We start from the raw sequence: 24,334 nt of genomic DNA, 5'->3' as shown, positions 1-24,334 counted from the left end.
GGCAGCGGTCGGCGGGCGGGTGAGCAGGTCGTCGGCGACCCGGTGTACAGCAGTGCCGGCCCGGGTCGCCGCTTACCGCCCGGTGGCCGGCACGCCGAGCAGCCCGCGCGCCTCGGCGGTGGTCAGCGGCGGCCGCTGGGCGAGCTGGGCGAAGCCGACCGCCCGGGCGACGAGCTGCATGTTGGACTCGACCGGGCGGCCCTTGGCGTAGTTCACCGTGTCCTCCATGCCGACCCGCAGGTGCCCGCCGGCCGAGAGCGAGGCCAGCATGACCGGGATGGTGCTGCGGCCGATGCCGGTGGCGGAGAAGGTGGTGCCCTCGGGCAGGTCGCGCAGTGCCTGGTGGGCGGCGACCAGGGCCGGGGTGGTGCCCGGCATGCCGCCCGGCACGCCCATCACGAAGTCGACGTGCACGTGCCCACCGGCCGGCAGGCCGTACTTGCCGAGCAGCCGTTGCAGGGCCGTCAGGTGGCCGAGGTCGAAGATCTCGTACTCGGGCACGATGCCGCGCTCCTGCATGCGGGTGTGCAGGTCGACGATGAACTCCCACCGGTTGAGGAAGACGTCGTCACCGAAGTTGAGCGTGCCCATGGTGCAGGAGGCCATGTCCGGCCCGGCGTCGAGCACGGCGAGCCGGTCGGCCTCCGGGTCGGTCACCGCGCCGCCCGAGGAGAGCTGCACGACGAGGTCGGTGCTCTCCCGCAGCGCCGTCACGGTCTCCCGCAGCCGCCCCTGGTCCAGGGTGGGCCTGGCCTCGTCGTCGCGGATGTGGACGTGGATCACGGCGGCGCCGAGCGCCTCGCACTCCTTGGCGGTCAGCAGCAGCTCGTCGAGCGTCACCGGCAGCGCCGGCACCTCGGCCTTGGCCGACTCCGCGCCGGTGGGGGCAACCGTGATCAACGTCCCTGTCGTCATGCCCGGATCCTAGACCGAGGTCAGCGAGCCAGTCGACCGGAACTTTTCCGGCCTCAGCGCCACGAAGCAGAGATTCTTTCGCCGATCGGCGGTCAGGCCGGATCGATCGCGGCGGCGGTCTCCCCGATCAGGAGGCGGGCGTCGTCGGCGACGTTGCGCTTGACCACGGCCAGGGCGACCTGGCCCAGCTCGTGGTGGTGCACGGCCGTGCCGACGAAGCCGACCGCCCGGCCGTCGAGGGTCACCGGCGTGCCGGCGACCGGCGGCTGGTCGGTGGTCACCCCGTCCAGGTGCAGGAGTACGAGCCGACGCGGCGGCCGGCCCATGTTGTGCACCCGGGCCACGGTCTCCTGGCCCCGGTAGCAGCCCTTGTCCAGGTGCACGGCCGGGGCGACCAGGTCCACCTCGGCGGGGATGGTCCGGTGGTCGGTGTCCACCCCGACCCGGGCCCGCCGGGCGGCCACCCGCACCGCCTCGTACGCCCACAGCCCGGCGACCGGCACCCCGTTGCCCCGCAGCTGGGTGACCACCTGCTCCATCGCGGCCCGGGGCACCAGCAGGTCCACGCCGAGCGGGCCCCGGCGGGCCCAGCCGCCCACGGGCAGCGGGCGTACGTCGTACAGCGCGGTCGGCCGTGGCGGCAGCTCGCCGGAGCGGAACTTCGGGCCCGGCACCGCGACCACGTCGGGCGCGGCCAGCCCGGTCGCGCCGAGCGTCTCCACCGCGGCGGGCGCCTCCGGCCCGACCAGGGAGAGCAGCGCGTGCTCGGGCGTCACGTCGCGCGGCTCGACCTTGCTGAAGAACCGCATCCGCTCCAGGTACGACAGCAGGCCGGCGGTGGCGCCCGGCTCGGTGTCGAGCCAGGTGGTGATGCCGTCCTCGGCGACCATGGCGTGCTGCTCGACGTGCCCGTGCGGGGAGAGCACCAGCAGCTCGGTGCCCTGGCCGGCACCGAGCTGCGCGAGGTGCTGGCTGGTGAGGGTGTGCAGCCAGCCGATCCGTTCCTCGCCCGGCACCGCGACGACGCCCCGGTGCGACCGGTCGACGAGGCCGACCGCCGTGTCGAGGGTGCGCTGCTCGCGCATCGGGTCGCCGTAGTGCGCCGCCACGCCCCGCACGCCGGCCGCCGCGTGCGCCGGCTCGGGCTGGTCGCGGCTGGCCTCGTCGATGCTCTCGACGCTCACCGCGCCCGCGATGTCGATCATTTCCGGTCCCCGTTCTCGCAGCGGACGCAGAGGCCGAAGAACGAGACGTGGCCGATGTCCACCCGGAACCCGCGCTGGCTCGCCAACTGGTCGGCCAGCGGGCGTAGCAGCTCCGGATCGATCTCGTCGATCGCGCCACAGCCCCGGCAGACGAGGTGGACGTGCTGGTCCTCGCCGGCCGCGTGATAGGTCGGCGAGCCGTGCGAGAGGTGGGTGTGGGTGACCAGGCCGAGCCGTTCCAGCAGCTCCAGCGTGCGGTAGATGGTGGTGATGTTGACCCCTGCGGCCACCTCCCGGACGGCGGTGTGCACCTGCTCCGGGGTGGCGTGCCCAAGGTCCAGCACGGCCTGGAGGATCAACTGCCGTTGCGCCGTCAGCCGTAGCCCACGGGCGCGGAGCATTTCCGCGAGGGAGGATTCGGACACCGTCCGATCATAGTTCGCCCCGCCACGCGCGCCGCCGGTGTCGACCGGTCCGCGGCTAGGCTCGGCGGTCATGGTGGCGTCGAGGATCGCCGTGCCGGGCCGCGGGCTGGTGCCGCCCGGCGAGCCGGTGCTGCGCGGCGACGACCGGGGCGTGCTGCACGGCGACGGGCTCTTCGAGACGATGCACCTGCGGGACGGGCGGCCGTGGCTGCGCGACGCGCACCTGGCCCGGCTCGCCCGGGCGGCGGCGGCCGTCGACCTGACGCTGCCCGCCGCCGACGTGCTGGACGAACTGCTGGACGCCGTCCGCGCCGGCTGGCCCGCCGAGGTGGAGGGGGCGCTGCGCCTGGTCTGCACCCGGGGCCCGGAGGGCGGCACCTCGCCCACCGGCTACGCCACGCTGGGCGAGGTGCCGGCGGCGACCCGGGCGGCGCGCCGGCACGGGATCACCGTGGCGACCCTGCCGCTCGGCGTCGCGGCGCGGGCCCGCGCCGAACTCGACTGGCTGCCGGCCGGGGTCAAGTCCATCTCGTACGCGGTGAGCACCGCCGCCCGCCGGTGGACCGCCCGCGCCGGCGTGGACGACGCGCTCTGGGTCTCCTCCGACGGGTACGCGCTGGAGGGGCCGACGGCCAACCTGGTCTGGCTGGCCGGTGACACCCTCTGCACGGTGCCCGCCGCCGAGACCGGCATCCTGCCGGGCGTGACCGCCGCCTGGCTGCTCGGGCACGCCCACGCACTCGGCCTGCGCGCCGAGGAGCGCCTGGTCACCCCGGCCGAGCTGCGTACCGCCGACGGCGTCTGGCTCAGCTCGTCCGTCCGTGGCCTCGCGGAGATCCGCACCCTGGACGCCGTCCCGCTGCGCCGCTGCGCGCACACCCCCGCCCTCCAGGCGCTCCTGGGCTTTCCCCGCCCGTGACCCGCGGGAGGAGGGTCAGCCGGCCACCCGGGTGAGGCGGGCGGAGAGGTGGGGGGAGAGGGAGTGGCCCAGGGCCGCCATCTCCTGGGCGTAGAGCAGCGCGCCCTCGACGATGCCGAAGAGGCGGTGACCGGCGGTGACCTCCTTGGCGGTCGCCGTACGGACCACCGCGTCGGTGACGAACTCGATCTGGGTGCCCTTGCGCTTGCCGATGTGCAGCTCCATCACGCCGGTGGGGACGCTCATCAGCGCCTCCAGCTCGTCGGTGGCCCGGTCGCCGTCCATCACCGGCCGCCACCAGCCGACCTCGCGACCCGCCGGGCGGACCGGGCGGCTCTGCTCGTCGAGCAGCCAGGCGCGCGACTCGTAGGACAGGAACGGCCGGCCGTCGTGGCTGATCCGGATCTCCTGCGCGAAGTCGAAGTCCTCGATGGTGGGGAAGCCACCCCGCCCCCGGCCGCGCCACACCCCGACGTACGGCAGCAGGCCGTCCAGCGCGGGATGCAGCTTCGGGCCGACGCGCAGGTCGTGGCTCTCCTCGTAGGGGTACGGGTCGACCGGCGGCGCGTTCAGCCACGGCGGCGGCTGCAGGGGGTTCTCGTCGCTCACCGGTTCACTCCGCCTCTCCGCCGGCGGCCACGACAGCTCACCAGCGCCCTCTTGACATGCGTACGGCCAGGTAGACCAGGCCACCGGCGAGCGCGCCCAGGCCGGCGACCAGCAGGCTGACGAACCCGATCTCGGTAACCATCGTGACCATCCTATGCTGGGCCCCATGGCCCGCACTCTCGTCGTCAAGGCCACCGCCGGCGCGGACGCCCCGGAGCGGTGCGCCCAGGCATTCACCGTCGCCGCCACCGCAGCCGCCGCCGGGGTGCACGTGTCGCTCTGGCTGACCGGGGAGTCGACCTGGTTCGCGCTGCCGGGCAAGGCACAGGAGTTCGAGCTGCCGCACTCGGCCCCGCTGGCCGAGCTGCTGCACGTGATCCTCACCACCGGAACGGTGACCGCCTGCACGCAGTGCGCCGCCCGGCGGGACATCGGGCCGGACGACGTGCTGCCGGGTGTCCGCATCGCCGGCGCGGCGGTGTTCGTCGAGGAGACGATGGCCGAGGGGGCCCAGGCCCTGGTCTACTGACCGCCGCCCGCCGATACCGGCCCGACAGGTCGGACAGATGCCTACGATTCGGGTGTGACCGAGGCGACGGAGCGATTCTTCGAATCACTGCCGGCGCGCGCCCCCAAGGTGCTGGTCAGCCCGGTCAGCGGAACGATGCAGATCGACCTCGCGGAGGGCGGTCAGACGGTGCACTGGCTGGTCCGCCTTCGTCCGGGCGAGATCGAGGTGAGCCGCGACCGGGGGCCCGCCGACGCGATCTGGTACACCAGCGCGGACCTGTTCGACCGGCTCGTCACCGGCCGGGCCCAGGCGATCTCGTCGGTGCTGCGCAACGAGAGCAGCTTCAGCGGCGACATCGTGCTCTTCCTGCTGTTCCACCGGTTCTTCCCCGACCCGCCCGGCACCCGGGACCCCCGCACGGTCGCCCGCAAACAGGCCGGGCGGCTGCCGTGAAGGAACTGGTCAGCATCCTGGACGGCAACACCTTCCTGGTCAGCGACAGCCGCGGCGACATCGAGCCGTCCCTCGACTTCCCGACCGGGCTCTTCTCGTTCGACACCCGGCACCTCTCCACCTGGTTGCTGACCCTCGACGGCGAACGGCTGCACGCCCTCTCCGTCGACACCGCGGAGTCCTTCCGCACCCGCTTCTTCCTCGTGCCCGGCGAACCGACGCACTACCTGGACGCGAAGGTCTCGATGATCCGGAGCCGGGCCATCGGCGGCAGCTTCGAGGAGGAGCTGACGCTGCTCAACCACTCCGGCGAGGACATGGAGTTCGTCGTCCACCTCGCCATGGGCGCCGACTTCGCGGACCTGTTCGAGATCAAGCATGTCCGGCGCAAGGAGGGCCACTCCACCGCCACCGTCGGCGAGAACGAGCTGCGCCTGACCTACCGCCGGGAGAGGTTCCACCGCGAGACGGTCATCCGCACCAGCATGCCCGCGCACATCGAGGTCTCCGGCATGACCTACCGGGTCCGGGTCGGCCCGCGCGGCGAGTGGACGACGCGGCTGCACGTGTCCACAGTCGTCTACGGCGCGCGCGGCGAGGACATCCGGGCCAACCTCCCGCAGTACGGGGGCAGCCGCAGCCCGGACGCGATCCGGGCCGAGCAGGACGAGCTCGTCGCCCGGGCGCCCAAGCTCGGCTGCGACTGCCAGCCGCTGGCCGGGGCGTACCGGCAGAGCCTCCACGACCTGGCGGCGCTGCGCTACGAGTCGATCACCCTCGGCGTACGCCTGGTGGCCGCCGGCCTGCCGTGGTTCATGACGCTGTTCGGCCGGGACAGCATCATCACCTCGCTCCAGGTTCTGCCCTTCCTGCCGGAGCTGATCCCGCCGACCCTCATGATGCTGGCCGGCCTCCAGGGGCACCGGATCGACGACTTCCGGGACGAGGAGCCGGGCAAGATCCTGCACGAGCTGCGCTACGGCGAGACGGCGGGCTTCGAGGAACAGCCGCACTCGCCGTACTACGGCTCGGCCGACTCGACGCCGCTGTTCATCATCCTGCTCGACGAGTACGAGCGGTGGACCGGCAACGACAAGCTGGTACGGGGCCTGGAGGCCCAGGCCCGGGCCGCTCTCGCCTGGATCGACACGTACGGGGACCTGCTCGGCACCGGCTACCTCTGGTACCAGACCCGCAACCCGGACACCGGATTGGCGAACCAGTGCTGGAAGGACTCCTGGGACGCGATCTCGTACCGCGACGGCCGGTTCCCCGGCTTCCCCCGCGCCACCTGCGAGCTCCAGGGCTACGCGTACGACGCGAAGATCCGCGGCGCCCGACTGGCCCGGGAGTTCTGGGGCGACCCCGCGTACGCCGACCGGCTGGAGCGGGAGGCGGCCGAGCTGAAGATCCGGTTCAACCGGGACTTCTGGATCCCGGAACGGGAGTACTACGCGCTCGCCCTGGACGCCGACGGCCGGCAGGTGGACGCGCTCACCTCCAACATCGGGCACCTGCTGTGGAGCGGCATCGTCGACGAGTCGCGGGCCGGCCGGATCGCCGAGCACCTGATGGGGCCGCGGCTCTACTCCGGTTGGGGCGTCCGGACCCTCGCCGACGACCAGGGGCGCTACAACCCCGTCGGCTACCACGTCGGGACGGTGTGGCCGTTCGACAACTCGATCATCGCCTGGGGGCTGTGGCGGTACGGCTTCCGCCGGGAGGCCGGGCAGATCTGCGAGGCCATGCTGGCCGCGTCCCCGTTCTTCGACGGACGACTGCCGGAGGCCTTCGCCGGCTACGAGCGGGACCTCACCGACTACCCGGTGGAGTACCCCACCGCGTGCAGCCCGCAGGCCTGGTCGGCGGGCACGCCGCTGCTGCTGCTCCGGGTGATGCTGGGCCTGGAGCCGCAGGGCGACCACCTGATCATCGACCCCGCCGTGCCCGAGGGGATGGGGCGGATCGAGCTGCTCGACATCCCCGGCCGCTGGGGCCACGTCGACGCCCTGGGCCGCAGCCGCGCCCCGCACGACCACCCGCGCGGCCGCTGACCACCTCCTCAGGCGGGGCAGCCGGTGTTGACGGAGACGACGACCTGGTCGCCCGAGAGGTCGGCGACGACCATGGCGGCGCCGCGCCGGTAGGCGTACGCCTGCGCGGTGTCCAGCATCGGGACGCGGGCCACGGAGGCGAGCGCGTCGGCCGGCGACGGCGGGGCCGGGATGGCGGCGGCGCGGGCGGTGCGGGCCGTGCCGCCGGTGGGGCACGGCGCGACGACCACCTCGGCGGCCGACCCGGGCGGGCCGCCGAGCGCCCGCAGCGCCGCGGCCAGGGCCTCGGCCTCGGCGCCGTCGGCGCCGACCGCCGGCGCGGTGTAGCCCTCGCCGACCGGCCGGCAGCCCGTGTCGGCGGTCAGCCGGACGAGGCCGTCCGCCTCGACCCCGCCGGAGACGGTGACGAACTCGCCCGCGTCGGCGCGCAGCCGGGGGCCGTCCTCCGCCGTCACCCGGACCCCGGCCCGCCAGCCCTCGGGGAGTCGGTCGGCGACCCGCTCCAGCAGCGACCGCTCCAGGCCGCTGGGAACGAACACGTCCACCCCGCGGGTCAGGGTGGCGCCCTCGGCGAACGGGGTGACGCGGCAGCCCCGGTCGACCACGGGCGGGGTCAGCACGGCGGTGTCGCCGGCCGCCGCGACCAGTGCGCCGACCGCGCGGTCGACGAGCGGGCCGGCCTCGGTCAGGGTGCGCTGCTCCCGGACGGTCGGCGGATCGTTGCGCACCGAGAGCCAGGTCAGCGCCGCCAGCAGCACCGCCCACGCCACCGTGCCGGCGAGCAGCCAGGGCAGCCACCGTCGGGGGGCCGCCGGCCGATCGGGACCGGTAGGCGGGGCCTGCCCCGCCGCTTCCACGCCGTTCACGGGGGCAATCGTGTCACGCCGGTCGACCGTGCCCGGAGACGGTCGCGGCCCGCCACCTGCGAAGGCGACGGGCCACGGACCGATCAGAGCGTGGAAGGGTCAGGAGGCGACCGTGACGGCGACCTCGTTGATGCCCCGGGCGGCGGTCACGGCGGTGTCGCCGTTGCCGTGCCGGGAGAGCGCCCGCAGGGTCCAGGCACCCGGCGCGGCGAAGAACCGGAACTGGCCGGCCGGCGAGGTCACCACCTCGGCGGTGAACTCACCGGTCGAGTCGAGCAGCCGGACGTACGCGCCCGGGACGGCCTCGCCCGAGTCGGAGCGGACGACGCCGGTGATCACGGTTTCCTTCTCCAGGTCCAGGCTCGCGGGCAGCGGGGCGGCCTGGTCGGGCGCGGCGCAGCCGGCAGCGGTGGGTGCGGTCATGGCTCAGGCCTCCCCGGGCTCGTCGCCGAGCGCGACCGGCACGCCGACCAGCGAGCCGTACTCGGTCCAGGATCCGTCGTAGTTCTTCACGTTGCGGTGGCCGAGCAGCTCCTGGAGCACGAACCAGGAGTGCGAGGAGCGCTCGCCGATCCGGCAGTACGCGATGGTCTCGCGGCTGTCGTCCAGCCCGGCGTCGGCGTAGATCTTGCGCAGCTCGTCGTCGGACTTGAAGGTGCCGTCCTCGTTGGCCGCCTTGGACCACGGCACGCTGATCGCCGTGGGGATGTGCCCGGCCCGCTGCGCCTGCTCCTGCGGCAGGTGGGCGGGGGCGAGCAGCCGGCCGGCGAACTCGTCGGGGCTGCGCACGTCGACCAGGTTCTTGGTGCCGATGGCGGCCACCACCTCGTCACGGAAGGCCCGGATCGAGGTGTCCGGCTCCTGCGCCACGTACTGCGTCGCCGGGCGGGTCACCGCGTCCCCCACCAGCGGACGGGCGTCCAGCTCCCACTTCTTGCGACCGCCGTCGAGCAGCTTCACGTCGCGGTGGCCGTAGAGCTTGAAGTACCAGTACGCGTACGCGGCGAACCAGTTGTTGTTGCCGCCGTAGAGGATGACGGTGTCGTCGTTGCTGATGCCCCGCTCGGAGAGCAGCGCCTCGAACTGGCTCTTGTTGACGAAGTCCCGGCGCACCTGGTCCTGGAGGTCGGTCTTCCAGTCCAGCTTGATCGCGCCGGCGATGTGGCCGGTGTCGTAGGCCGAGGTGTCCTCGTCGACCTCGACGAAGACGACGCCCGGGGCGTCGAGGTTCTTCTCGGCCCATTCGGCCGAGACGAGTGCGGTGTCGCGACTCATCAGATCACTCCCTGGTGAGGATGGATGGTGAACCAGCACGAGGGCATCGAAAGTCGTGACGATCGCACCACGCGCGGGATCCACCGTATGGACGGATCACAGGTTCGTGCGACGGCGCCGCTGCCGGGCGTTGAAAGAGAGCACGGGAGAAGAAAAAATCCCTGTGTGCCGATGGCCGCTAGGCGGCCGAGGACAGCCCCGCCGTCAGATGACGGGGCGACACAGGCAGGTGGCCACGCGGCACAGGTCGACCGCGCGCCGTTTGGTGAGGAGCGTCCCCATGAGCAGGGAGCCTACCAGCCGGACCCGGCCACACCAGGGGGCCGACCAGCATCCGGGACGCACGTACTGGTAGCCCGGGGCGCAGGGAAGTGCGCCTTCCTGTCGCAATCGGTGGAGGAAGGGCCCTTCCTGACCGGCGGGCGGACGCGGGCGCAAGCGCGGGCGGCTCGGGGCCGGGGCCGGAGGCGGTGGATCGGTCGGGTCGGTCAGCCGGCGGCGGAGTTGATCGGCACGTTCCTGGCGTCCGCGGTGACGGTCAGCCCCTCGGGCAGCGGCCGGACCTCCCGGACGGCGAGCTGGAACGGCAGCTCGGGCAGGGGCACGTCGATGGAGATGCTGCGGGCGTAGTTGCTGAGCAGCGTCCGGGCCAGCGGCAGGTTCGGCAGGCCGTCGGCGCTCAGGTCGTTGAACTTCAGCGCCACCTGCCCCTCCTTGCCGACCGTGATGTCGGCGGTGCCGGTCACGGTGAGACGCTGGCCGAGGATGTCGACCGGGGCGGTGACGGCCAGCCGGCCGTTCTGCTCGCCGAGGGTCAGCCCCGGCCGGTCGAGCAGCTTGGCGAGGCTGTCGTAGCTGATGGTGCCCGTCCCGTCGACGGTCTCGGCGACCACGTCGCCCTGCCCCGAGCGGATGGTGTCGAGCGAGGCGCGCACGTTGCGGGCGTCCACGTCGAGCTTCGGCAGCGCGACCGCGTCGCCGCGCACCGAGCCCTGCACGTCGCGCAGCGCGATGGAGATGCGCTCGTACCGGCCGTCGAGCACCTGGGTGAGGAACGGGACCCCGCCGACCTCCACCTCCGGCGGCGAGGACTGCGCCCCCTGCTTGGCGATCTCCTGTCGGACCTGGTCGGCGATGGCCCGCTCGGCCACCCCCACGGCGACCCGGTCGGCCACCACGATCAGTCCGCCCAGGACCAGCAGCAGCACGACGAGGGTGATGAGCACCTTGCGCCCGCGTCGCCGGGGCCGCTTTTCGTACGTGTCGTCGTGCGCCACGCCGCCTCCTGTCGTCAGTGCCGAGGGTGCCGCGGAGCGGCCCACCGGTGGTACCCGATCGGGGAAAAGCTCAACCGCCGCGTCAGAGAACGAGCTTGCACATGGCGTACGCGGCCGGCGCGGCCAGGGCGAAGCCACCGAGGGGCCCCTGCATGTGCCGGGCCACCCACATGGTCGGCGGCTCCCCCGCCATCAGCCGGCCCGCCTCGGCGTAGCCCACGGCAAGGTCGGCCAGCACGGCGGTGACCGCCGCGACCAGCCCGATGATCGCGGCCCGGGTCGGGGTGAAGGGCGTCACCAGGTAGCTGCCGAGGACGGCGCTGACCAGCGTGCCGACCATCGCGCCGGCGACCACGCCGGCCGCGCCCCGGGGCACCTGGGGGGCCAGCCGCGGCCACGGCGCGACCGCGTCGGTCAGCCGGGCGACGGTGAGCGCGACCGCGCTGGCGGTGAGGCACACCGTGATGGCCTGGGTGCCCGCCGGGATCCGGCTGAGCACGATCAGGGTGGCGAAGGCGACGACGCCGACCACGATCAGCAGGGTGCTGCCGAGCGAGTCGGTCACCCGCACCCGGTCGACCCGCCGGACGAGCTGGCCGAGCACCCCGAGGGCGAAGCCGCCCGCCGCGACGTAGCCCAGCGGCGCCAGGCCGGCGACGTCCGTCTGCACGGCCGCGGTGTCGGCCGCCACCGCGGCGGCGGCGCTGACGGCGGCCACCAGCAGCAGCGCGGGCGGTCGCATGGCCATCGTCCAGGCCAGCACGAAGAGCAACTGCACGCCGAAGACGACGAACGCGAAGGGCAGGCGGTGCCCCGGGCCGGCGGTCTGCGCCCCGAGCACCAGACCCACCCCGAGCAGCGCGGCGAACCCGGCGACGGTCAGCGCGAGCGGGCGGCGCACCTCGACCGGCTCCACCAGCTCCTCGTCCGGCTCGTCGTCCGGCTCGTCGTCGGGTCGCCGGGCCGGCTCACCGGCCCGCCGGGCGCGGCGCGGGCCGCTGCGCTCCCGGCGCTCGCCGTCGTCGTCGGGGGCCGGCCCGGTGCGCGGCGCCGGCGGCTGGCCACGGGACGGGCCGGACGGCCCGGGGCGGGGCCCGTCGGGCCACTGGTCGCGGCCGGTCTCGGGCGAGCTGGAGGGAAACACGCCCCGATCGTGCCAGACCCGCCGGCCGATGCGGGGGCCACGGTTTCGGCAACGTTAAAACCTGGGGTCACGATCAGGGGCAAGCCGGGCAAACGGGAAAGGACGTGGAGGCGCGACCGGGGCCTTCGGTTACGCTCAAGCCGTTACCCGCCCGTCAGCGACGCCGGGACCCACGCAAGTTCATCAGCGTCACGCCCCGCCACGGAGTGCGCTGGTCGCGCGCGGCCGACGGCCGCCGGGACGGAGGTGATCGTGGAGATCCTGCTGCTGGTGACCGCGCGCGCAGGCGAACCATCCGCTGTGCTGCCGGCGCTCGACCTGCTGCCGCACTCGGTCCGCACCGCGCCACGCGACGTCCGCACCCTGGTCGCCGGCCCCAGTCCGGACGCGGTGCTGGTCGACGCCCGCTCCGAGCTGAGCGAGGCGCGGGCGACCTGCCGGATGCTGCACGCCACCGGGCTCGGAGTGCCCCTGGTCGCGGTGGTCACCGAGGCCGGCCTGATCGCGCTCAACGCCGACTGGGGCGTCGACGACGTCATCCTCGCCGCCGCCGGGCCGGCCGAGGTGGAGGCCCGGCTGCGGCTCGCCGTCGGGCGGCTGAACAACGCCACCTCCGGGGCTGGCGGCTCGATCCGCGCCGGCGAGCTGACGATCGACCCGGACACCTACGCCGCGAAGCTCAAGGGCCGGCCGCTCGACCTCACCTACAAGGAGTTCGAGCTGCTGAAGTTCCTGGCCCAGCACCCGGGCCGGGTGTTCACCCGGGACCAGCTCCTGCGCGAGGTGTGGGGCTACGACTACTTCGGCGGCACGCGCACCGTCGACGTGCACGTCCGGCGGCTGCGCGCCAAGCTCGGCTCCGAGTACGAGTCGATGATCGGCACGGTGCGGCAGGTGGGCTACAAGTTCGTCGTACCGCCCTCGCGGTCCCTGCCGGAGAGCGAGCACGCGCCCCTGCCGGTCTGACCTCCCCGTCCCTTTCAGGGACGGTTTCGCATATGCCCTTTTTGCGCTGCTAGCCGGTTCTATTCTGACTGCCGGGTTTGCGACAAAAAGGGGGCGGCGGAGTGCGCATCGACCACGGGGGCGGCGGCGGATCGACGCGATGGGGCCCACTGATCCGGGACCCCTCGGCCGCGCGCACCATCGGGCTCGTCACGCTGGTGGTCGCCGCGCTGCTCGGTTCCGCGTACGCCCTCGGGCGCAGCCTGGTCCCCGACCCGCCGACGTCCCGGTCCAGCGTGACCACCAGCGCCACCGGCCCGCACTACGCCGACCAGCCGCCGACGAAGGACACCCCGCGCCGGACCCCGGAGGGTGCGCCGAGCACCAGCCCGACGGAGGCCGGGCAGGACGGCGGCGCCAGCCCCCAGGGCACGCCGTCGCCGGTACCGGCCGACGGGCCGTTCGGCGCGCAGACCACCAGCGGCACCTCGCTGGTCGCGCTGACCTTCGACGACGGACCGGACCCGCGGTACACGCCGCAGGTGCTCGCCCTGCTCCGCGAGCACCAGGTGCGGGCCACCTTCTGCGTGGTCGGCGAGAACGCCCAGCGCCACCCGGACCTGATCCGGGCCATCGCGGCCGACGGGCACACCCTGTGCAACCACAGCTGGAACCACGACGTCGACCTCGGCCGCCGGTCGCCGGCCGCCATCCGGGCGGACCTGCTGCGCACCAGCGAGGCGATCCGGGCGGCGGTGCCCGACGCGCCGATCGCGTACTACCGGCAGCCCGGCGGCGCCTGGACGGGCCAGGTGGTGTCGGTGTCCCACGAACTCGGCATGACGCCGCTGCACTGGACCGTGGACCCGGCGGACTGGGAGCTGCCGGGAGCCAGCCGGATCGCGGCGACGGTCGTGGCGGACGTCGTACCCGGCTCGGTCGTGCTGTTGCACGACGCCGGCGGCGACCGGCAGGGCACGGTGGACGCCCTGCACCGCATCCTGCCCGACCTGACCAGCCGGTTCGAGGTGGAGGCGCTGCCCGACGGGGGGACGTGAGCCGGCCGGCGGACGGCCCGACCACGGGCGGTCCGGCCGGGCGACCGCCGCACCGCCCCGGCGGCCGGCCGAGCGCGGCGGCGCGGGGATCGACCGGACTACGGTGACGACATGAGCAACCCCGAAGCGAGCAGCGGCCGGGTGACCCGGTCCGACCGCCTCAGCCCCACGGAGATCGCCGACGTGACGACCCTCGCCCGGGTCGCCGGCGACGCGGACGGGGCGGACCCGTTCGACGAGCACGTCCTGCTCCGGCTGCGCGACCCGGACGCGCCCGCCGTGCACCTGACCACCCGGGCGGACGACGGCACCCTGACCGGGTACGCGCACCTGGACACCACCGACCCGGGCGCGGGGATCGGCGTGGAACTGGTGGTGCACCCGGCGTACCGGCGGCGCGGGACGGGCCGCGCGCTGGCCCGGGGCGTCCTGGCGGCGGCCGACGGCCCGCTGCGGGTCTGGGCGCACGGCGACCACCCCTCCGCCGCCGCGCTCGGCGTCGACCTGGGCCTGCGCCGGGCCCGGGTGCTCTGGCAGCTGCGCCGGCCGCTGACCGCCCCGATCCCCGACCACCCGCTGCCGGACGGGGTGACGCTGCGCGCGTACCGGCCCGGCGCCGACGACGAGGAGTGGCTGGCGCTCAACGCGCGGGCCTTCGCGGAGCACCCGGAACAGGGCCGCTGGTCCCCCACCGACCTGCGGGTACGCCTCGACGAGCCGTGGTTCGACCCGGAGGGTTTCCTGCTCGCCGTCGACGGGTCCACCGGCCGGCTGCTCGGCTTCCACTGGACGAAGGTCCACGAACGACCCGGCTCGGCCCGGATCGGCGAGGTCTACGTCCTCGGCGTGGACCCGTCGGCCCACCGCGGCGGGCTCGGCCGGGCGCTGACCGCGGCCGGCCTGGCGTACCTGCGGGACCGGCGGGACCTGGACCGGGTGATGCTCTACGTCGACGAGTCGAACGCCGCCGCCGTCGCGCTCTACGAACGGCTCGGCTTCGCCCGCTGGTCGGCGCACGTCAACTACCAGTCGGCCTGACGTCGGCACGGGCCCGGGTCGCGACGGCCCGGGCCCGTGCCGCGCGCGCCGCCGCCGCGGAAGATCCCCATACTTCCGACAGCGGCAGCCGAGTTCACACAACGGACAACCCGCCCTCAGCGAGCGGTCATCTGCCCTGTCGCACCTGTTCACTCCCCGTTCACTTCCGACCGGCGAACCGGCTACCTGGCGCTCCTAACTTTTGGATCAGCCGGTGAGCGCCGGTATACCGGCCCCCCAATCCGGGGGCGAAGTCAGACGTGAAGGGAAACCCCTCAGGTGAAGCTCCAGCGGCACGGCACCCTCGCCTGCCTCGCTCTTACCGCGACGCTCGCTCTCAGCGCATGCGGCTCGGACAACAACGAGCCCGCGAGCAGCGCCTCCGCCTCCGGGTCGGCCGGCGCCGACTGCGCCACCGGCACGCTGAACACCCAGGGCTCGTCGGCGCAGAAGAACGCCATGGACGAGTGGATCAAGGCTTACCAGCAGAAGTGCTCCGGTGCCAAGATCAACTACGAGCCGTCCGGCTCGGGCGCCGGCATCCAGGCCTTCATCGCCGGCACCGCCGACTTCGCCGGCTCGGACTCCGCCCTCAAGGAGGAGGAGCAGCCGCAGGCCGACGCCAAGTGCGTCGGCGGCGCCGCGATCAACCTCCCGATGGTCATCGGCCCGGTCGCCATCGCCTACAACGTCAACGGCGTGGACAACCTCCAGCTCAAGCCGGCCACCCTGGCGAAGATCTTCGCCGGCAAGGTGACCAAGTGGGACGACCCGGCGATCAAGGCCGACAACCCGGACGCCAAGCTGCCGTCGACCGCCATCAACGCGGTGCACCGCTCGGACTCCTCCGGCACCACCGACAACTTCACCGACTTCCTGACCAAGACCGCCGCGTCCGACTGGACGTTCGGCAAGGCCAAGGAGTGGAAGGCCCCCGGCGGCACCGGCGCGGCGAAGTCCGACGGCATGGCCAGCGCCATCAAGGGCCAGGACGGCACCATCGGCTACGTCGAGTGGTCGTACGCCGAGAACGGCGGCCTGAAGACCGCCAAGGTCGGCAACGGCGCGGGCGAGTTCGCCGAGTTGACCGCCGAGTCGGCCGGCAAGACCATCGCCGGCGCCGAGGTGGTCGGCCAGGGCGACGACCTCAAGATGAAGATCGACTACAACACCAAGGAGGCCGGGGCCTACCCGATCGTCCTGGTGACCTACGAGATCGTCTGCTCCAAGGGCCTCGCCGCCGACAAGCTCCCGCTGGTCAAGGGCTTCCTCGGCCACGCCGCGAGCACCGCAGGCCAGGCCGACCTGACCGAGCTGGGCTACGCCCCGCTGCCCGAGACGGTCCGCGCCAAGGTCGAGGCCGCGGTCAAGAACCTCGCCTGAGCCGCCCGCACCGACACCGTCACCACCACCTCAACCCGAAGCGAGCGAGCAGATGGGTGAAACCCCCCACCGCTCGGCCCACGCCGGCACCGGCGGGACGCGCGTGACCGAAGGTCACGACCGGCCCGCCGGTGCCTCGGCGCGTCCGGCCGAGGCACCAGTCAGCACCCGTACCCCGGGCGGAGCCGGATTGGGCGGCGGCGGCGCGCTGCCCCGGGCCCGGGCGTTCGGCGCCGAACGGGCGTTCCGCGCCCTCACCCTGGGCGCCGGCGCCACAGTCCTGGTCGTCATCGCCGCGATCGCGGTCTTCCTCGTCGCCAAGGCGGTACCGGCGCTGGGAGCCAACACCGAGAGCTTCTGGACCTTCGAGGGCTGGTTCCCGAACGACGCGGAGCCGAAGTTCGGCATCGGGGCGCTCGCCTTCGGCACCGTGTTCAGCTCCGCGCTGGCCCTGCTGATCGCGGTGCCGGTGGCCCTGGGCATCGCGCTCTACCTGTCCCACTACGCGCCGCGCCGGCTCGGCACCACGCTGGGCTTCCTGATCGACCTGCTGGCCGCGGTGCCGAGCGTGGTCTTCGGCCTCTGGGGCCGCGACGTCTTCATCAATCCGGTGCGCGACTTCTCCGCCTGGCTGAACACGTACTTCGGCTGGATCCCGATCTTCGGCGGCGACGGCCCGTTCGGGAAGTCCATCATGCTGGGCGCGCTGGTCCTGGCGATCATGGTGCTGCCGATCATCACCTCGCTCTCCCGCGAGGTGTTCCTGCAGACCCCGACCGCCAACGAGGAGGCGGCCCTCGCCCTCGGCGCCACCCGCTGGGAGATGATCCGCACCGCCGTGCTGCCGTACGGCCGCCCCGGCATCGTCGCCGCGGTGATGCTCGGCCTGGGCCGGGCGCTCGGCGAGACCATCGCCCTGGCGATGACCCTCGGCATCACCTTCGGCATCTCGTTCAACCTCATCGAGAGTGGCGGCAACACCATCGCCGCCAACATCGCCAACACGTTCGGCGAGGCGAACGACACGGGGCGGGGCGCGCTGATCGCCTCGGGCCTGGTGCTCTTCGCCATCACGCTGATCGTCAACATCACGGCGCGGGCGATCATCCACCGCCGCCGGGAGTTCACGGAGTCGGCCGCATGAGCGAGCGTCAGCGAGCGAATCATCGTCACAGTGCGGCGGAGCCTCATGCCGCCACGGGAGCGAAGCGGAGTGGCGGCATGAGCGAGCGTCAGCGAGCGAATCATCGTCACAGTGCGTCACACGGCGCCGCGCAGCGGAGCGGAGTGGCGGCATGAGCGAGCGTCAGCGAGCGAATCATCGACACAAGTCACATGGCGCCGCGCAGCGGAGCGGAGTGGCGGCATGACCACCACCGTCGCACCGCACCGGACCCGTCCGCCCGCCCAGCCGCCCACCCTCAAGGCCCGGCGCCTGCCGAGGTACGCCGCGCCGGCCATCGCCGCGGCCGCCCTGCTGGTCGCCGCCGCGTTCGTGTACGGCACCGGCACCGGCGGCCCGGTGCTGGTCGTGGTGGTCGCCGCGCTGCTCTACCTGGCCGGCCTGTTCGCCGCCGCGAACCGGGTCGAGGGGCGGCGGTCGGCCCGCAACCGCACCTGGAGCGCGCTGATCCACTCCGCGTTCGTGCTGGCCGTCCTGCCGCTGGCCTCGGTGGTCTGGACGCTGGTCAGCAAGGGCGCCGAGCGCCTGGACGGCGACTTCTTCCTCACCTCGATGAACAACATCGGCGCGCGGGACCCGAACGGCGGCGCCTACCACGCGATCGTCGGCACGCTCCAGCAGGTCGGCATCGCCGCCCTGATCACCGTCCCGCTCGGCATCCTCTGCGCGATCTACATCGTCGAGTACGGCCGGGGCCGGTTCGCCGCCGCGATCCGGTTCTTCGTGGACGTGATGACGGGCATCCCGTCGATCGTCGCCGGCCTGTTCGTGCTGGCGTTCTGGGTGCTGATCGTCTCGCCGTGGTTCAACGACGGGCGGCCCAGCTTCTCCGGCTTCGCCGCCGCGCTCGCGCTGAGCGTGCTGATGCTGCCCACCGTGGTCCGCTCCACCGAGGAGATGCTGCGTCTCGTCCCGGCGCCGCTGCGCGAGGGGGCGTACGCCCTCGGCGTGCCGAAGTGGAAGACCATCCTGCGGGTCGTGCTGCCGACCGCCCTGCCGGGCATCGTCACCGGCGTCATGCTCGCCATCGCGCGCGCGGCCGGCGAGACCGCCCCGGTGCTGCTGGTCGCCGGCGGCGGCGCGGCGATCAACTTCAACCCGTTCGAGAACAACCAGTCGTCGCTGGCGCTCTTCGTCTACCAGCAGGCCGGTGACGCGTCCCGGTACGCGCCGGCACGGGCGTGGACCGCGGCACTCACCCTGGTCTCCCTCGTGCTGATCCTGACCGTCGCGGCGAAGCTGCTGGCCCGTCGCAACCGGCTCGGCCGATGAACCCCGGAGGTACCACCACCATGGCCAAGCGCATCGAAGCCTCGGGCGTCACCGCCTACTACGGCGCCTTCAAGGCGATCGAGAACATCAACCTGACGGTCGAGCCGAAGACGGTGACCGCCCTGATCGGCCCGTCCGGCTGCGGCAAGTCCACCTTCCTGCGGTCGATCAACCGGATGCACGAGGTGCTGCCCGGCGCCCGGGTCGAGGGCAGCCTCACCATCGACGACCAGGACATCTACGACCGGGACGTGGACGTCACCGCCGTCCGGCGCATGATCGGCATGGTCTTCCAGCGGCCGAACCCGTTCCCCACCATGAGCATCTTCGAGAACGTGGTGGCCGGGCTGCGGCTCAACGGGGTCCGCAGGAAGTCGATCCTGGAGGAGGCGGCGGAGAAGGCGCTCCGCTCGGCCAACCTCTGGGACGAGGTCAAGGACCGGCTGGGCAAGCCCGGCGCCGGCCTCTCCGGCGGCCAGCAGCAGCGGCTCTGCATCGCCCGGACCATCGCCGTCGAGCCGCAGGTGGTGCTGATGGACGAGCCCTGCTCGGCGCTCGACCCGATCTCCACGCTGGCCATCGAGGACCTGATGTTCCAGCTCAAGGACAAGTTCACCATCATCATCGTCACGCACAACATGCAGCAGGCCGCCCGTGTCTCGGACCGGACCGCCTTCTTCTCCATCGAGAAGACCGGCGACCCGGGCCGCCTCATCGAGTACGACAACACGCAGAAGATCTTCAGCAACCCCGGCGTGAAGAAGACCGAGGACTACATCACCGGCCGCTTCGGCTGAGCCGTGGGGCGGTGGACCCCTTCTCTCGCTGCGGGGAAGGGGTCCTTCCCTCTCCGCGCCCGCGCCGGCACACCCGGCGGCACCGGAGGATCTGCTCTAGGGTCGGGTCGGAAACGCCCACCGGTCGCTGCGGAGGACGGGCATGTCTGGATATCCCCGGTTGCTGCACACCGTGCTCGACAGCACGAACCCACGGGAGCTCGCCGAGTTCTACCGGCAGCTGCTCGGGCTGCGGTACCGGCCCGGTGACGAACCGCCGACGGACGGGACGGCCGACGACCGGGACTGGCTCGTGCTCAGAGACTCCGACGGGGCGGCCCAGCTCGCCTTCCAACTCGTCGACCGCCTGCCTCGGACCACCTGGCCCCGGCACGACGTGCCGATGCAGTTGCACCTCGACTTCACGGTCCCGGACGCGTCCGAGCTGGAGAGGCAGCGTGCGCGGGCGGAGGCCCTGGGCGCGGAACTCCTGATCGACCGGACCGACGACCCCGACGAGCCGCTGTACGTCTTCGCGGACCCGTCCGGTCACCCGTTCTGCATCTTCGTGGCCTAGCGCCGCCGCCCTCCCCGGCCCTGGTCCGCTGAGAGATCCTGGCAGGAACCGGCCCTTCCCGGGGCCGCTTCCTGCCAAGATCCGTAACGGGTCAGGCCAGCACGAAGCGGGGCTCGCCGTCGTCGGGCACGTCGAGGCGCGGGGTGACCGGGGTCGACGCGTCCCGGGTCGCCGCCGCGCGGGCCACGCCGGCCAGGTCGCCGCCGGCCGCCACCTGGGCCAGGTTCACCAGGGTGGGCGGGAGCATGGTCAGCTCACCGGCCTCCGCCCTGGCCAGGGCGTCCGCCGGGCGGGCCCACAGGGTGTGGTCGGCCTCCCCGGAGACGTCCCGGGTCCGCTGCCCCTCTGGCAGCAGTGCCACGAAGAAGTACGTGTCGAAGCGGCGCGGCTCGAACTCCGGCGTGATCCACCGGCTCCACGGCAGCAGCAGGTCCGACCGGAGGGTGAGCCCGCGCCGGGCGAGCAGGTCCGCGAAGCCGCCCCGGCGCTGCTCCAGCGCCACCCGGTCGGCCTCCCAGTCGTCGCCGCTCACGTCGCCGACCACGGTCTGCGTGTCGGGGCCCGCGAGCAGGACCCCGGCCTCCTCGAAGACCTCCCGGGCGGCGGCGCAGACGACCGCCTGGGCGGCCTCCGGGGTCAGCCCCAGCCGCTCGCCCCAGCCGGCGGGCGTCGGACCGGCCCAGTCCAGGTGCGCCTGCGAATCCGAGGGGTCGACCCCGCCGCCGGGGAAGGCGTACATCCCGCCGAAGGCCATCGCGGCGACCCGCCGGATCAGGTAGACCTCGAAGTCGTCGCCGGCGGGCCGGAGCAGCAGGACGGTCGCCGCGACCCGGGGCGGGGCCGGGGTGCCGCCCTCGGCGTGGAACCGGCGGGCGTGCGCCACGAGCGCCGGGGGTGCGGGGAAGCCGTCGGCGTCGATCGTCATGCGCCGAGCCTAGTTCCCGACGGGTGGATGACCACGCCGACGTCCGGTGATCTTCGCTAGCGTGGCCGCCATGACTCGTTGGGGCATCCTGTCCACCGGCCAGATCGCCGCCCGCTTCGCCGAGGACCTCCGGCTGGTGCCGGGCGCCGAACTGGTGGCGGTCGGCTCACGTACCGCCGAGAGCGCGCGACGGTTCGCGGCCCGGCACGGCGTGCCGCGCGCGTACGCCTCCTGGGCGGAACTCGCCGCGGACGACGAGCTGGACGTCGTCTACGTCGCCACCCCGCACGCCGCGCACCACCAGGCGGCCCTGACCTGCCTCGCGGCCGGCCGCGCGGTGCTGCTGGAGAAGCCGTTCACCCTCGACCTGGCGACCAGCGTGGAGCTGGTCGACACCGCCCGCGCGGCCGGGGTCTTCCTCATGGAGGCCATGTGGATGCGGACGAATCCACTGATCCGCCGGGTCTGCGAGCTGGTCGCGGACGGGGCGATCGGCACGGTGACGAACGTGCGGGCCGACTTCGGGTTGGCGGGGCCGTTCCCGCCGGAGCACCGGCTGCGGGCCCGTACGCTCGGCGGCGGCGCCCTGCTCGACCTCGGCGTCTACCCGGTCAGCCTGGCCCACCTGCTGCTCGGCGTGCCCGACCACGTCCGCTCCTGGGCGAAGCTCAGCCCCGAGAGGGTCGACGAGAACACCGGGATCGTCCTCGGCTACGACTCGGGGGCGGTGGCCGCGCTGACCTGCGGCCTGGTCGGGGCGACCCCGGTGACCGCCGCCGTCACCGGCACCGCCGGCCGGATCGAGCTGCTCGAGCTGTTCTTCCGCCCCGGTTCGGTGACCCTGCACCGGGCTGGCGCCGAGCCGGAGACGATCACCGGTGAGCTGGTCGGCGGCGGCTACCAGTACGAGGCAGCCGAGGTCCAGCGCTGCCTCGCCGAGGGCCTCCTGGAGAGCCCTCTGGTCCCCCACGCCGCCACGCTGGAGGTGATGGCGCTCCTCGACACCATCCGGGCCCAGATCGGCGTCGACTACTCCTGACGGGGAAGGGGCCCCTCGTCGACGAGGGGCCCCTTCGCGTACGTCAGCTGAAGAGCGGGCGGACCAGGAAGTACATCAGGGCGCCGATCGAGCCGGCGGCCGGGAAGGTGAGGATCCACGCCCCGACGATGTTGCCGGCCACGCCCCACCGGACGGCGGAGAGCCGCTTGGTGGCGCCGACGCCCATGATCGCCGAGGTGATCGTGTGGGTCGTCGAGATCGGCGCGCCGAGGACCAGCGCGTTGAAGTAGAGCACCCCGCTGGCGACGGTCTCGGCGGCGAAGCCCTCCGGCGGCCGGAGGTCGATGATCTTCCGGCCCAGGGTCCGGATGATCCGCCAACCACCGGCGTACGTGCCGGCGGCCAGCACGGCGGCCGACGTCCAGAACGCCCACTCCGGAATGAAGCTGGGGTCGTCCTGGTAGCCGCCGACGTAGAGGGCGAGCACCACGATGCCGATGGTCTTGGCGGCGTCCTGCATGCCGTGGCCGACCGACATGGCGGCGGCGGACGCGGTCTGCGCCCAGCGGAAGCCGCGGTTGAGCCGGCCCGGATGCCCCTTCCGGAAGATCCACTGCACGGCGATCATGACGATGTAGCCGAGCACGAAGCCGACCATCGGCGAGAGGACCATCGGGATGATCACGCTCTCCCCGATGCCGGTCCAGAGCACCGTGCCGGACGCGGCGACGGTCGAGCCGACCAGGCCGCCGATCAGCGCGTGCGACGAGGACGACGGCAGGCCGAAGTACCAGGTGACCAGGTTCCACACGATCGCGCCGATCACGCCGGCGAAGACGATGCCGAGGCTCGCCGTGCCGGTGGGCAGTTTCACCAGCCCGCTGCCGACGGTCTTGGCGACCTCGGCGCCGAAGTGGGCGCCGATGAAGTTGCCGACCGCCGCCATGGCCAGGGCCACCCGGGGTGTGAGCGCCCGGGTGGAGATGCTGGTCGCGATCGCGTTGGCGGCGTCGTGGAAGCCGTTGGTGTAGTCGAACGCCAACGCCACCGCGATCACCGCCAGCACGGCGATGAGTTCGGGACTCACAGGATCAGGACTCCTTGACCGCGATGGTCTCGACGGTGTTGGCCACGTGCTCGAAGGCGTCGCAGGCGGCCTCCAGCTCGTCGGCGACCTCCTTCATCTTCAGCACGGTCAGCGCGTCGTACTCGCCGGAGAAGAGGCGGACCAGCAGCATCCGGTACACCTGGTCGCCGTCGTTCTCCAGCCGGTTGCACTCGATCCAGTAGTCCTCGAGATCCTTCATCGACTTCAGGCGCGGCATCGCGTCGGCGGTCAGCTTCGCCTGCGCGTCCAGGACGTTGACCATCTCGTGCATCTCGCGGGGCAGCGAGGGGAGCTTGGTCAGGCCGTAGAGGTAGAGCAGGTTGCCGACCGCTTCGAGGTGGTCCATCACGTCGTCGAGCAGCGACCCGAGCCGGTAGATGTCCTCCCGGTCGAACGGCGTGATGAAGGTTGAGTTGATCTTCTTGTACAGCTCGTGGGTGATCTGGTCGCTGTCGTGCTCCACCTCGGTGAGCCGCTCGCTGACCGACTGCACCTCCACCCCGGGCAGGGCCAGCTCGTTGAGCAACTCGGTGCCCTTCACCAGGTTCTGCGCGGCCCTGGTGAAGAGCTCGTAGAAGGCGCCCTCGTTCGGGCGGAAGGAAAACTTCACAGCACGGACCTCGTCGTGTCGGTGGAAGGGTGGCGGTCGCCCGGAGGGTGCCCGCCTGGGAATGCTAGAAAACGACGGAACCGGGAATCGCGCGGCCTCCCCCAGGTCAGGCCACATTCACCGGTCGTTCACCTGCTGTTCACCTACGCCGTTCTCTCCGATCCCAGCAGCCGCTCCCGTTCGCGCCGGACGTCGAAACCGGCAGGCGGATACCCGAGATCGAGGGTGTCGAACGTCTCGCGGAGCAGGTGCGCGACGGCCCAGTCGCGGTACCACTTGCGGTCCGCCGGCACCACGTACCAGGGTGCGGCGTCCGTGCCGCACCGGCCCAGGGCCTCGGCGTACGCGGCCTGGTAGTCGTCCCAGCGGGCGCGGGCGTCGACGTCCGAGGGGTCGTACTTCCAGTGCTTGCGCGGCTCGTCCAGCCGCTCCAGCAGCCGCCGGCCCTGCTCGGCGTACGAGATGTGCAGGAACACCTTCACCAGGGCCACCCCGGCCTCGGCCTGCTCCCGCTCGAACGCGTTGATCTCGTCGTACCGGGCCTGCCAGATCGACTCGGGCACCAGCGACTCGACCCGCGCCACGAGCACGTCCTCGTAGTGCGAGCGGTTGAAGACCCCGACGTACCCGGGCGGCGGCAGCGCCCGCCGGATCCGCCACAGGAAGTCGTGCCGCAACTCCTCGGGAGTGGGCGGGCCGAACGAGCGGAGGTGCAGGCCCAGCGGGTTCATCGCGCCGGCCACCCGCTTGACGGTGCCGTCCTTGCCCCCGCTGTCCATCGCCTGGAGCACCAGCAGCACCCGGCG

General features: G+C 72.9%; 28 protein-coding genes. 13 read left to right on the top strand and 15 right to left on the bottom strand.

The window, feature by feature from the left end; all coding sequences use genetic code 11:
* Window positions 1-72: 72 nt before the first annotated feature.
* The 3 genes from F6X68_RS04010 to F6X68_RS04000 all read right to left on the bottom strand — a co-directional run bounded on the left by F6X68_RS04010 (window position 73) and on the right by F6X68_RS04000 (window position 2,545).
* Entirely contained in the window at window positions 73-915 is an 843-nt protein-coding gene (locus F6X68_RS04010; RefSeq protein WP_151452975.1) for a 3-keto-5-aminohexanoate cleavage protein, read from the bottom strand.
* 92 nt (window positions 916-1,007) lie between these two features.
* The gene (locus F6X68_RS04005) at window positions 1,008-2,120 is read right to left on the bottom strand and encodes a folate-binding protein YgfZ (protein WP_151452974.1); all 1,113 of its coding nucleotides are present in this window, start codon (window positions 2,118-2,120) and stop codon (window positions 1,008-1,010) included.
* Window positions 2,117-2,545, bottom strand: a complete 429-nt coding sequence (locus F6X68_RS04000) for a Fur family transcriptional regulator (protein ID WP_132230754.1) — start codon at window positions 2,543-2,545, stop codon at window positions 2,117-2,119. The genes F6X68_RS04005 and F6X68_RS04000 overlap by 4 nt, the downstream gene beginning before the upstream one ends.
* Before the next feature lie 70 nt (window positions 2,546-2,615).
* Between F6X68_RS04000 and F6X68_RS03995 the strand changes: the two genes are divergently transcribed.
* Window positions 2,616-3,464, top strand: coding sequence for an aminotransferase class IV (locus F6X68_RS03995; protein ID WP_151452973.1), 849 nt, complete (start codon window positions 2,616-2,618; stop codon window positions 3,462-3,464).
* A 15-nt stretch (window positions 3,465-3,479) separates the two neighbouring features.
* Here F6X68_RS03995 and F6X68_RS03990 read toward each other — a convergent pair whose 3' ends face one another.
* A complete protein-coding gene (locus F6X68_RS03990) occupies window positions 3,480-4,073 on the bottom strand; it encodes an FABP family protein (RefSeq protein WP_151452972.1) in 594 nt (197 codons plus the stop codon).
* Between the two features lie 37 nt (window positions 4,074-4,110).
* On the bottom strand, window positions 4,111-4,215 hold the full coding sequence (mtfM, locus tag F6X68_RS34710) for a small membrane protein MtfM (RefSeq protein WP_036376929.1): 105 nt from the start codon (window positions 4,213-4,215) through the stop codon (window positions 4,111-4,113).
* 12 nt (window positions 4,216-4,227) lie between these two features.
* On the opposite strand from mtfM, the gene F6X68_RS03985 reads away from it, so the two are divergent.
* From F6X68_RS03985 to F6X68_RS03975, 3 genes are read left to right on the top strand one after another with little or no spacing between them, the layout of a single operon-like run.
* Entirely contained in the window at window positions 4,228-4,602 is a 375-nt protein-coding gene (locus F6X68_RS03985) for a DsrE family protein (protein WP_132230751.1), read from the top strand.
* Between the two features lie 54 nt (window positions 4,603-4,656).
* The gene (locus F6X68_RS03980; protein WP_151452971.1) at window positions 4,657-5,037 is read left to right on the top strand and encodes an SCP2 sterol-binding domain-containing protein; all 381 of its coding nucleotides are present in this window, start codon (window positions 4,657-4,659) and stop codon (window positions 5,035-5,037) included.
* The gene (locus tag F6X68_RS03975; RefSeq protein WP_151452970.1) at window positions 5,034-7,091 is read left to right on the top strand and encodes a glycogen debranching N-terminal domain-containing protein; all 2,058 of its coding nucleotides are present in this window, start codon (window positions 5,034-5,036) and stop codon (window positions 7,089-7,091) included. The genes F6X68_RS03980 and F6X68_RS03975 overlap by 4 nt, the downstream gene beginning before the upstream one ends.
* Window positions 7,092-7,099: 8 nt before the next feature.
* On the opposite strand, the gene F6X68_RS03970 is transcribed toward F6X68_RS03975, so the two are convergent.
* From F6X68_RS03970 to F6X68_RS03950, 6 genes are all read right to left on the bottom strand, one after another.
* Window positions 7,100-7,957, bottom strand: a complete 858-nt coding sequence (locus tag F6X68_RS03970) for a hypothetical protein (RefSeq protein ID WP_151452969.1) — start codon at window positions 7,955-7,957, stop codon at window positions 7,100-7,102.
* A gap of 99 nt (window positions 7,958-8,056) precedes the next feature.
* Complete coding sequence (locus F6X68_RS03965; RefSeq protein ID WP_151452968.1) at window positions 8,057-8,380, bottom strand: DUF1416 domain-containing protein; 324 nt, start codon at window positions 8,378-8,380, stop codon at window positions 8,057-8,059.
* A gap of 3 nt (window positions 8,381-8,383) precedes the next feature.
* Window positions 8,384-9,232, bottom strand: coding sequence for a sulfurtransferase (locus F6X68_RS03960; protein ID WP_151452967.1), 849 nt, complete (start codon window positions 9,230-9,232; stop codon window positions 8,384-8,386).
* 204 nt (window positions 9,233-9,436) lie between these two features.
* The gene (locus F6X68_RS34785) at window positions 9,437-9,514 is read right to left on the bottom strand and encodes an Ms5788A family Cys-rich leader peptide (protein ID WP_311202345.1); all 78 of its coding nucleotides are present in this window, start codon (window positions 9,512-9,514) and stop codon (window positions 9,437-9,439) included.
* 206 nt (window positions 9,515-9,720) lie between these two features.
* Window positions 9,721-10,509 (bottom strand): DUF2993 domain-containing protein, encoded by a 789-nt coding sequence (locus F6X68_RS03955; RefSeq protein ID WP_151452966.1) that lies wholly within the window; start codon window positions 10,507-10,509, stop codon window positions 9,721-9,723.
* 82 nt (window positions 10,510-10,591) lie between these two features.
* Entirely contained in the window at window positions 10,592-11,653 is a 1,062-nt protein-coding gene (locus tag F6X68_RS03950) for a hypothetical protein (protein ID WP_151452965.1), read from the bottom strand.
* A gap of 246 nt (window positions 11,654-11,899) precedes the next feature.
* Here F6X68_RS03950 and F6X68_RS03945 point away from each other — a divergent pair, with 246 nt between their 5' ends.
* From F6X68_RS03945 to F6X68_RS03910, 8 genes are all read left to right on the top strand, one after another.
* A complete protein-coding gene (locus F6X68_RS03945) occupies window positions 11,900-12,619 on the top strand; it encodes a response regulator transcription factor (protein ID WP_192581269.1) in 720 nt (239 codons plus the stop codon).
* Window positions 12,620-12,726: 107 nt separating this feature from the next.
* Window positions 12,727-13,656, top strand: coding sequence for a polysaccharide deacetylase family protein (locus F6X68_RS03940; RefSeq protein WP_370518903.1), 930 nt, complete (start codon window positions 12,727-12,729; stop codon window positions 13,654-13,656).
* A gap of 111 nt (window positions 13,657-13,767) precedes the next feature.
* A complete protein-coding gene (gene mshD / locus F6X68_RS03935) occupies window positions 13,768-14,694 on the top strand; it encodes a mycothiol synthase (protein WP_151452963.1) in 927 nt (308 codons plus the stop codon).
* 279 nt (window positions 14,695-14,973) lie between these two features.
* Window positions 14,974-16,077, top strand: coding sequence for a phosphate ABC transporter substrate-binding protein PstS (gene pstS / locus F6X68_RS03930; protein ID WP_151452962.1), 1,104 nt, complete (start codon window positions 14,974-14,976; stop codon window positions 16,075-16,077).
* A 52-nt stretch (window positions 16,078-16,129) separates the two neighbouring features.
* Window positions 16,130-17,221: a phosphate ABC transporter permease subunit PstC gene (gene pstC / locus F6X68_RS03925; RefSeq protein WP_151452961.1), complete on the top strand. Its 1,092-nt coding sequence runs from the start codon at window positions 16,130-16,132 to the stop codon at window positions 17,219-17,221.
* Between the two features lie 222 nt (window positions 17,222-17,443).
* Window positions 17,444-18,532, top strand: a complete 1,089-nt coding sequence (pstA, locus tag F6X68_RS03920; RefSeq protein WP_151452960.1) for a phosphate ABC transporter permease PstA — start codon at window positions 17,444-17,446, stop codon at window positions 18,530-18,532.
* Between the two features lie 20 nt (window positions 18,533-18,552).
* Window positions 18,553-19,329, top strand: coding sequence for a phosphate ABC transporter ATP-binding protein PstB (gene pstB, locus F6X68_RS03915; RefSeq protein WP_132230738.1), 777 nt, complete (start codon window positions 18,553-18,555; stop codon window positions 19,327-19,329).
* Window positions 19,330-19,471: 142 nt separating this feature from the next.
* Window positions 19,472-19,885: a VOC family protein gene (locus F6X68_RS03910; protein ID WP_151452959.1), complete on the top strand. Its 414-nt coding sequence runs from the start codon at window positions 19,472-19,474 to the stop codon at window positions 19,883-19,885.
* Between the two features lie 91 nt (window positions 19,886-19,976).
* Here the strand turns inward: F6X68_RS03910 and F6X68_RS03905 are convergent, their stop codons facing one another.
* Window positions 19,977-20,810, bottom strand: a complete 834-nt coding sequence (locus F6X68_RS03905; protein WP_151452958.1) for an NUDIX domain-containing protein — start codon at window positions 20,808-20,810, stop codon at window positions 19,977-19,979.
* A gap of 70 nt (window positions 20,811-20,880) precedes the next feature.
* On the opposite strand from F6X68_RS03905, the gene F6X68_RS03900 reads away from it, so the two are divergent.
* The gene (locus F6X68_RS03900; RefSeq protein ID WP_151452957.1) at window positions 20,881-21,849 is read left to right on the top strand and encodes a Gfo/Idh/MocA family protein; all 969 of its coding nucleotides are present in this window, start codon (window positions 20,881-20,883) and stop codon (window positions 21,847-21,849) included.
* 43 nt (window positions 21,850-21,892) lie between these two features.
* On the opposite strand, the gene F6X68_RS03895 is transcribed toward F6X68_RS03900, so the two are convergent.
* The 3 genes from F6X68_RS03895 to F6X68_RS03885 form a co-directional block, all read right to left on the bottom strand.
* Complete coding sequence (locus F6X68_RS03895; RefSeq protein WP_132239992.1) at window positions 21,893-22,897, bottom strand: inorganic phosphate transporter; 1,005 nt, start codon at window positions 22,895-22,897, stop codon at window positions 21,893-21,895.
* A 4-nt stretch (window positions 22,898-22,901) separates the two neighbouring features.
* Window positions 22,902-23,528 (bottom strand): DUF47 domain-containing protein, encoded by a 627-nt coding sequence (locus F6X68_RS03890; protein ID WP_088998168.1) that lies wholly within the window; start codon window positions 23,526-23,528, stop codon window positions 22,902-22,904.
* Between the two features lie 143 nt (window positions 23,529-23,671).
* Window positions 23,672-24,334, bottom strand: a 663-nt coding sequence (locus F6X68_RS03885; RefSeq protein WP_151452956.1) for a PPK2 family polyphosphate kinase, incomplete at its 5' end; no start/stop codon positions are given.

It is taken from the genome of Micromonospora sp. AMSO12t (assembly GCF_008806585.1).
GTDB classification, from domain to species: domain Bacteria; phylum Actinomycetota; class Actinomycetes; order Mycobacteriales; family Micromonosporaceae; genus Micromonospora; species Micromonospora reichwaldensis.
The sequence above is the reverse complement of the archived record's forward strand: the minus strand, read 5'-3'. Positions and strand labels throughout refer to the sequence as shown.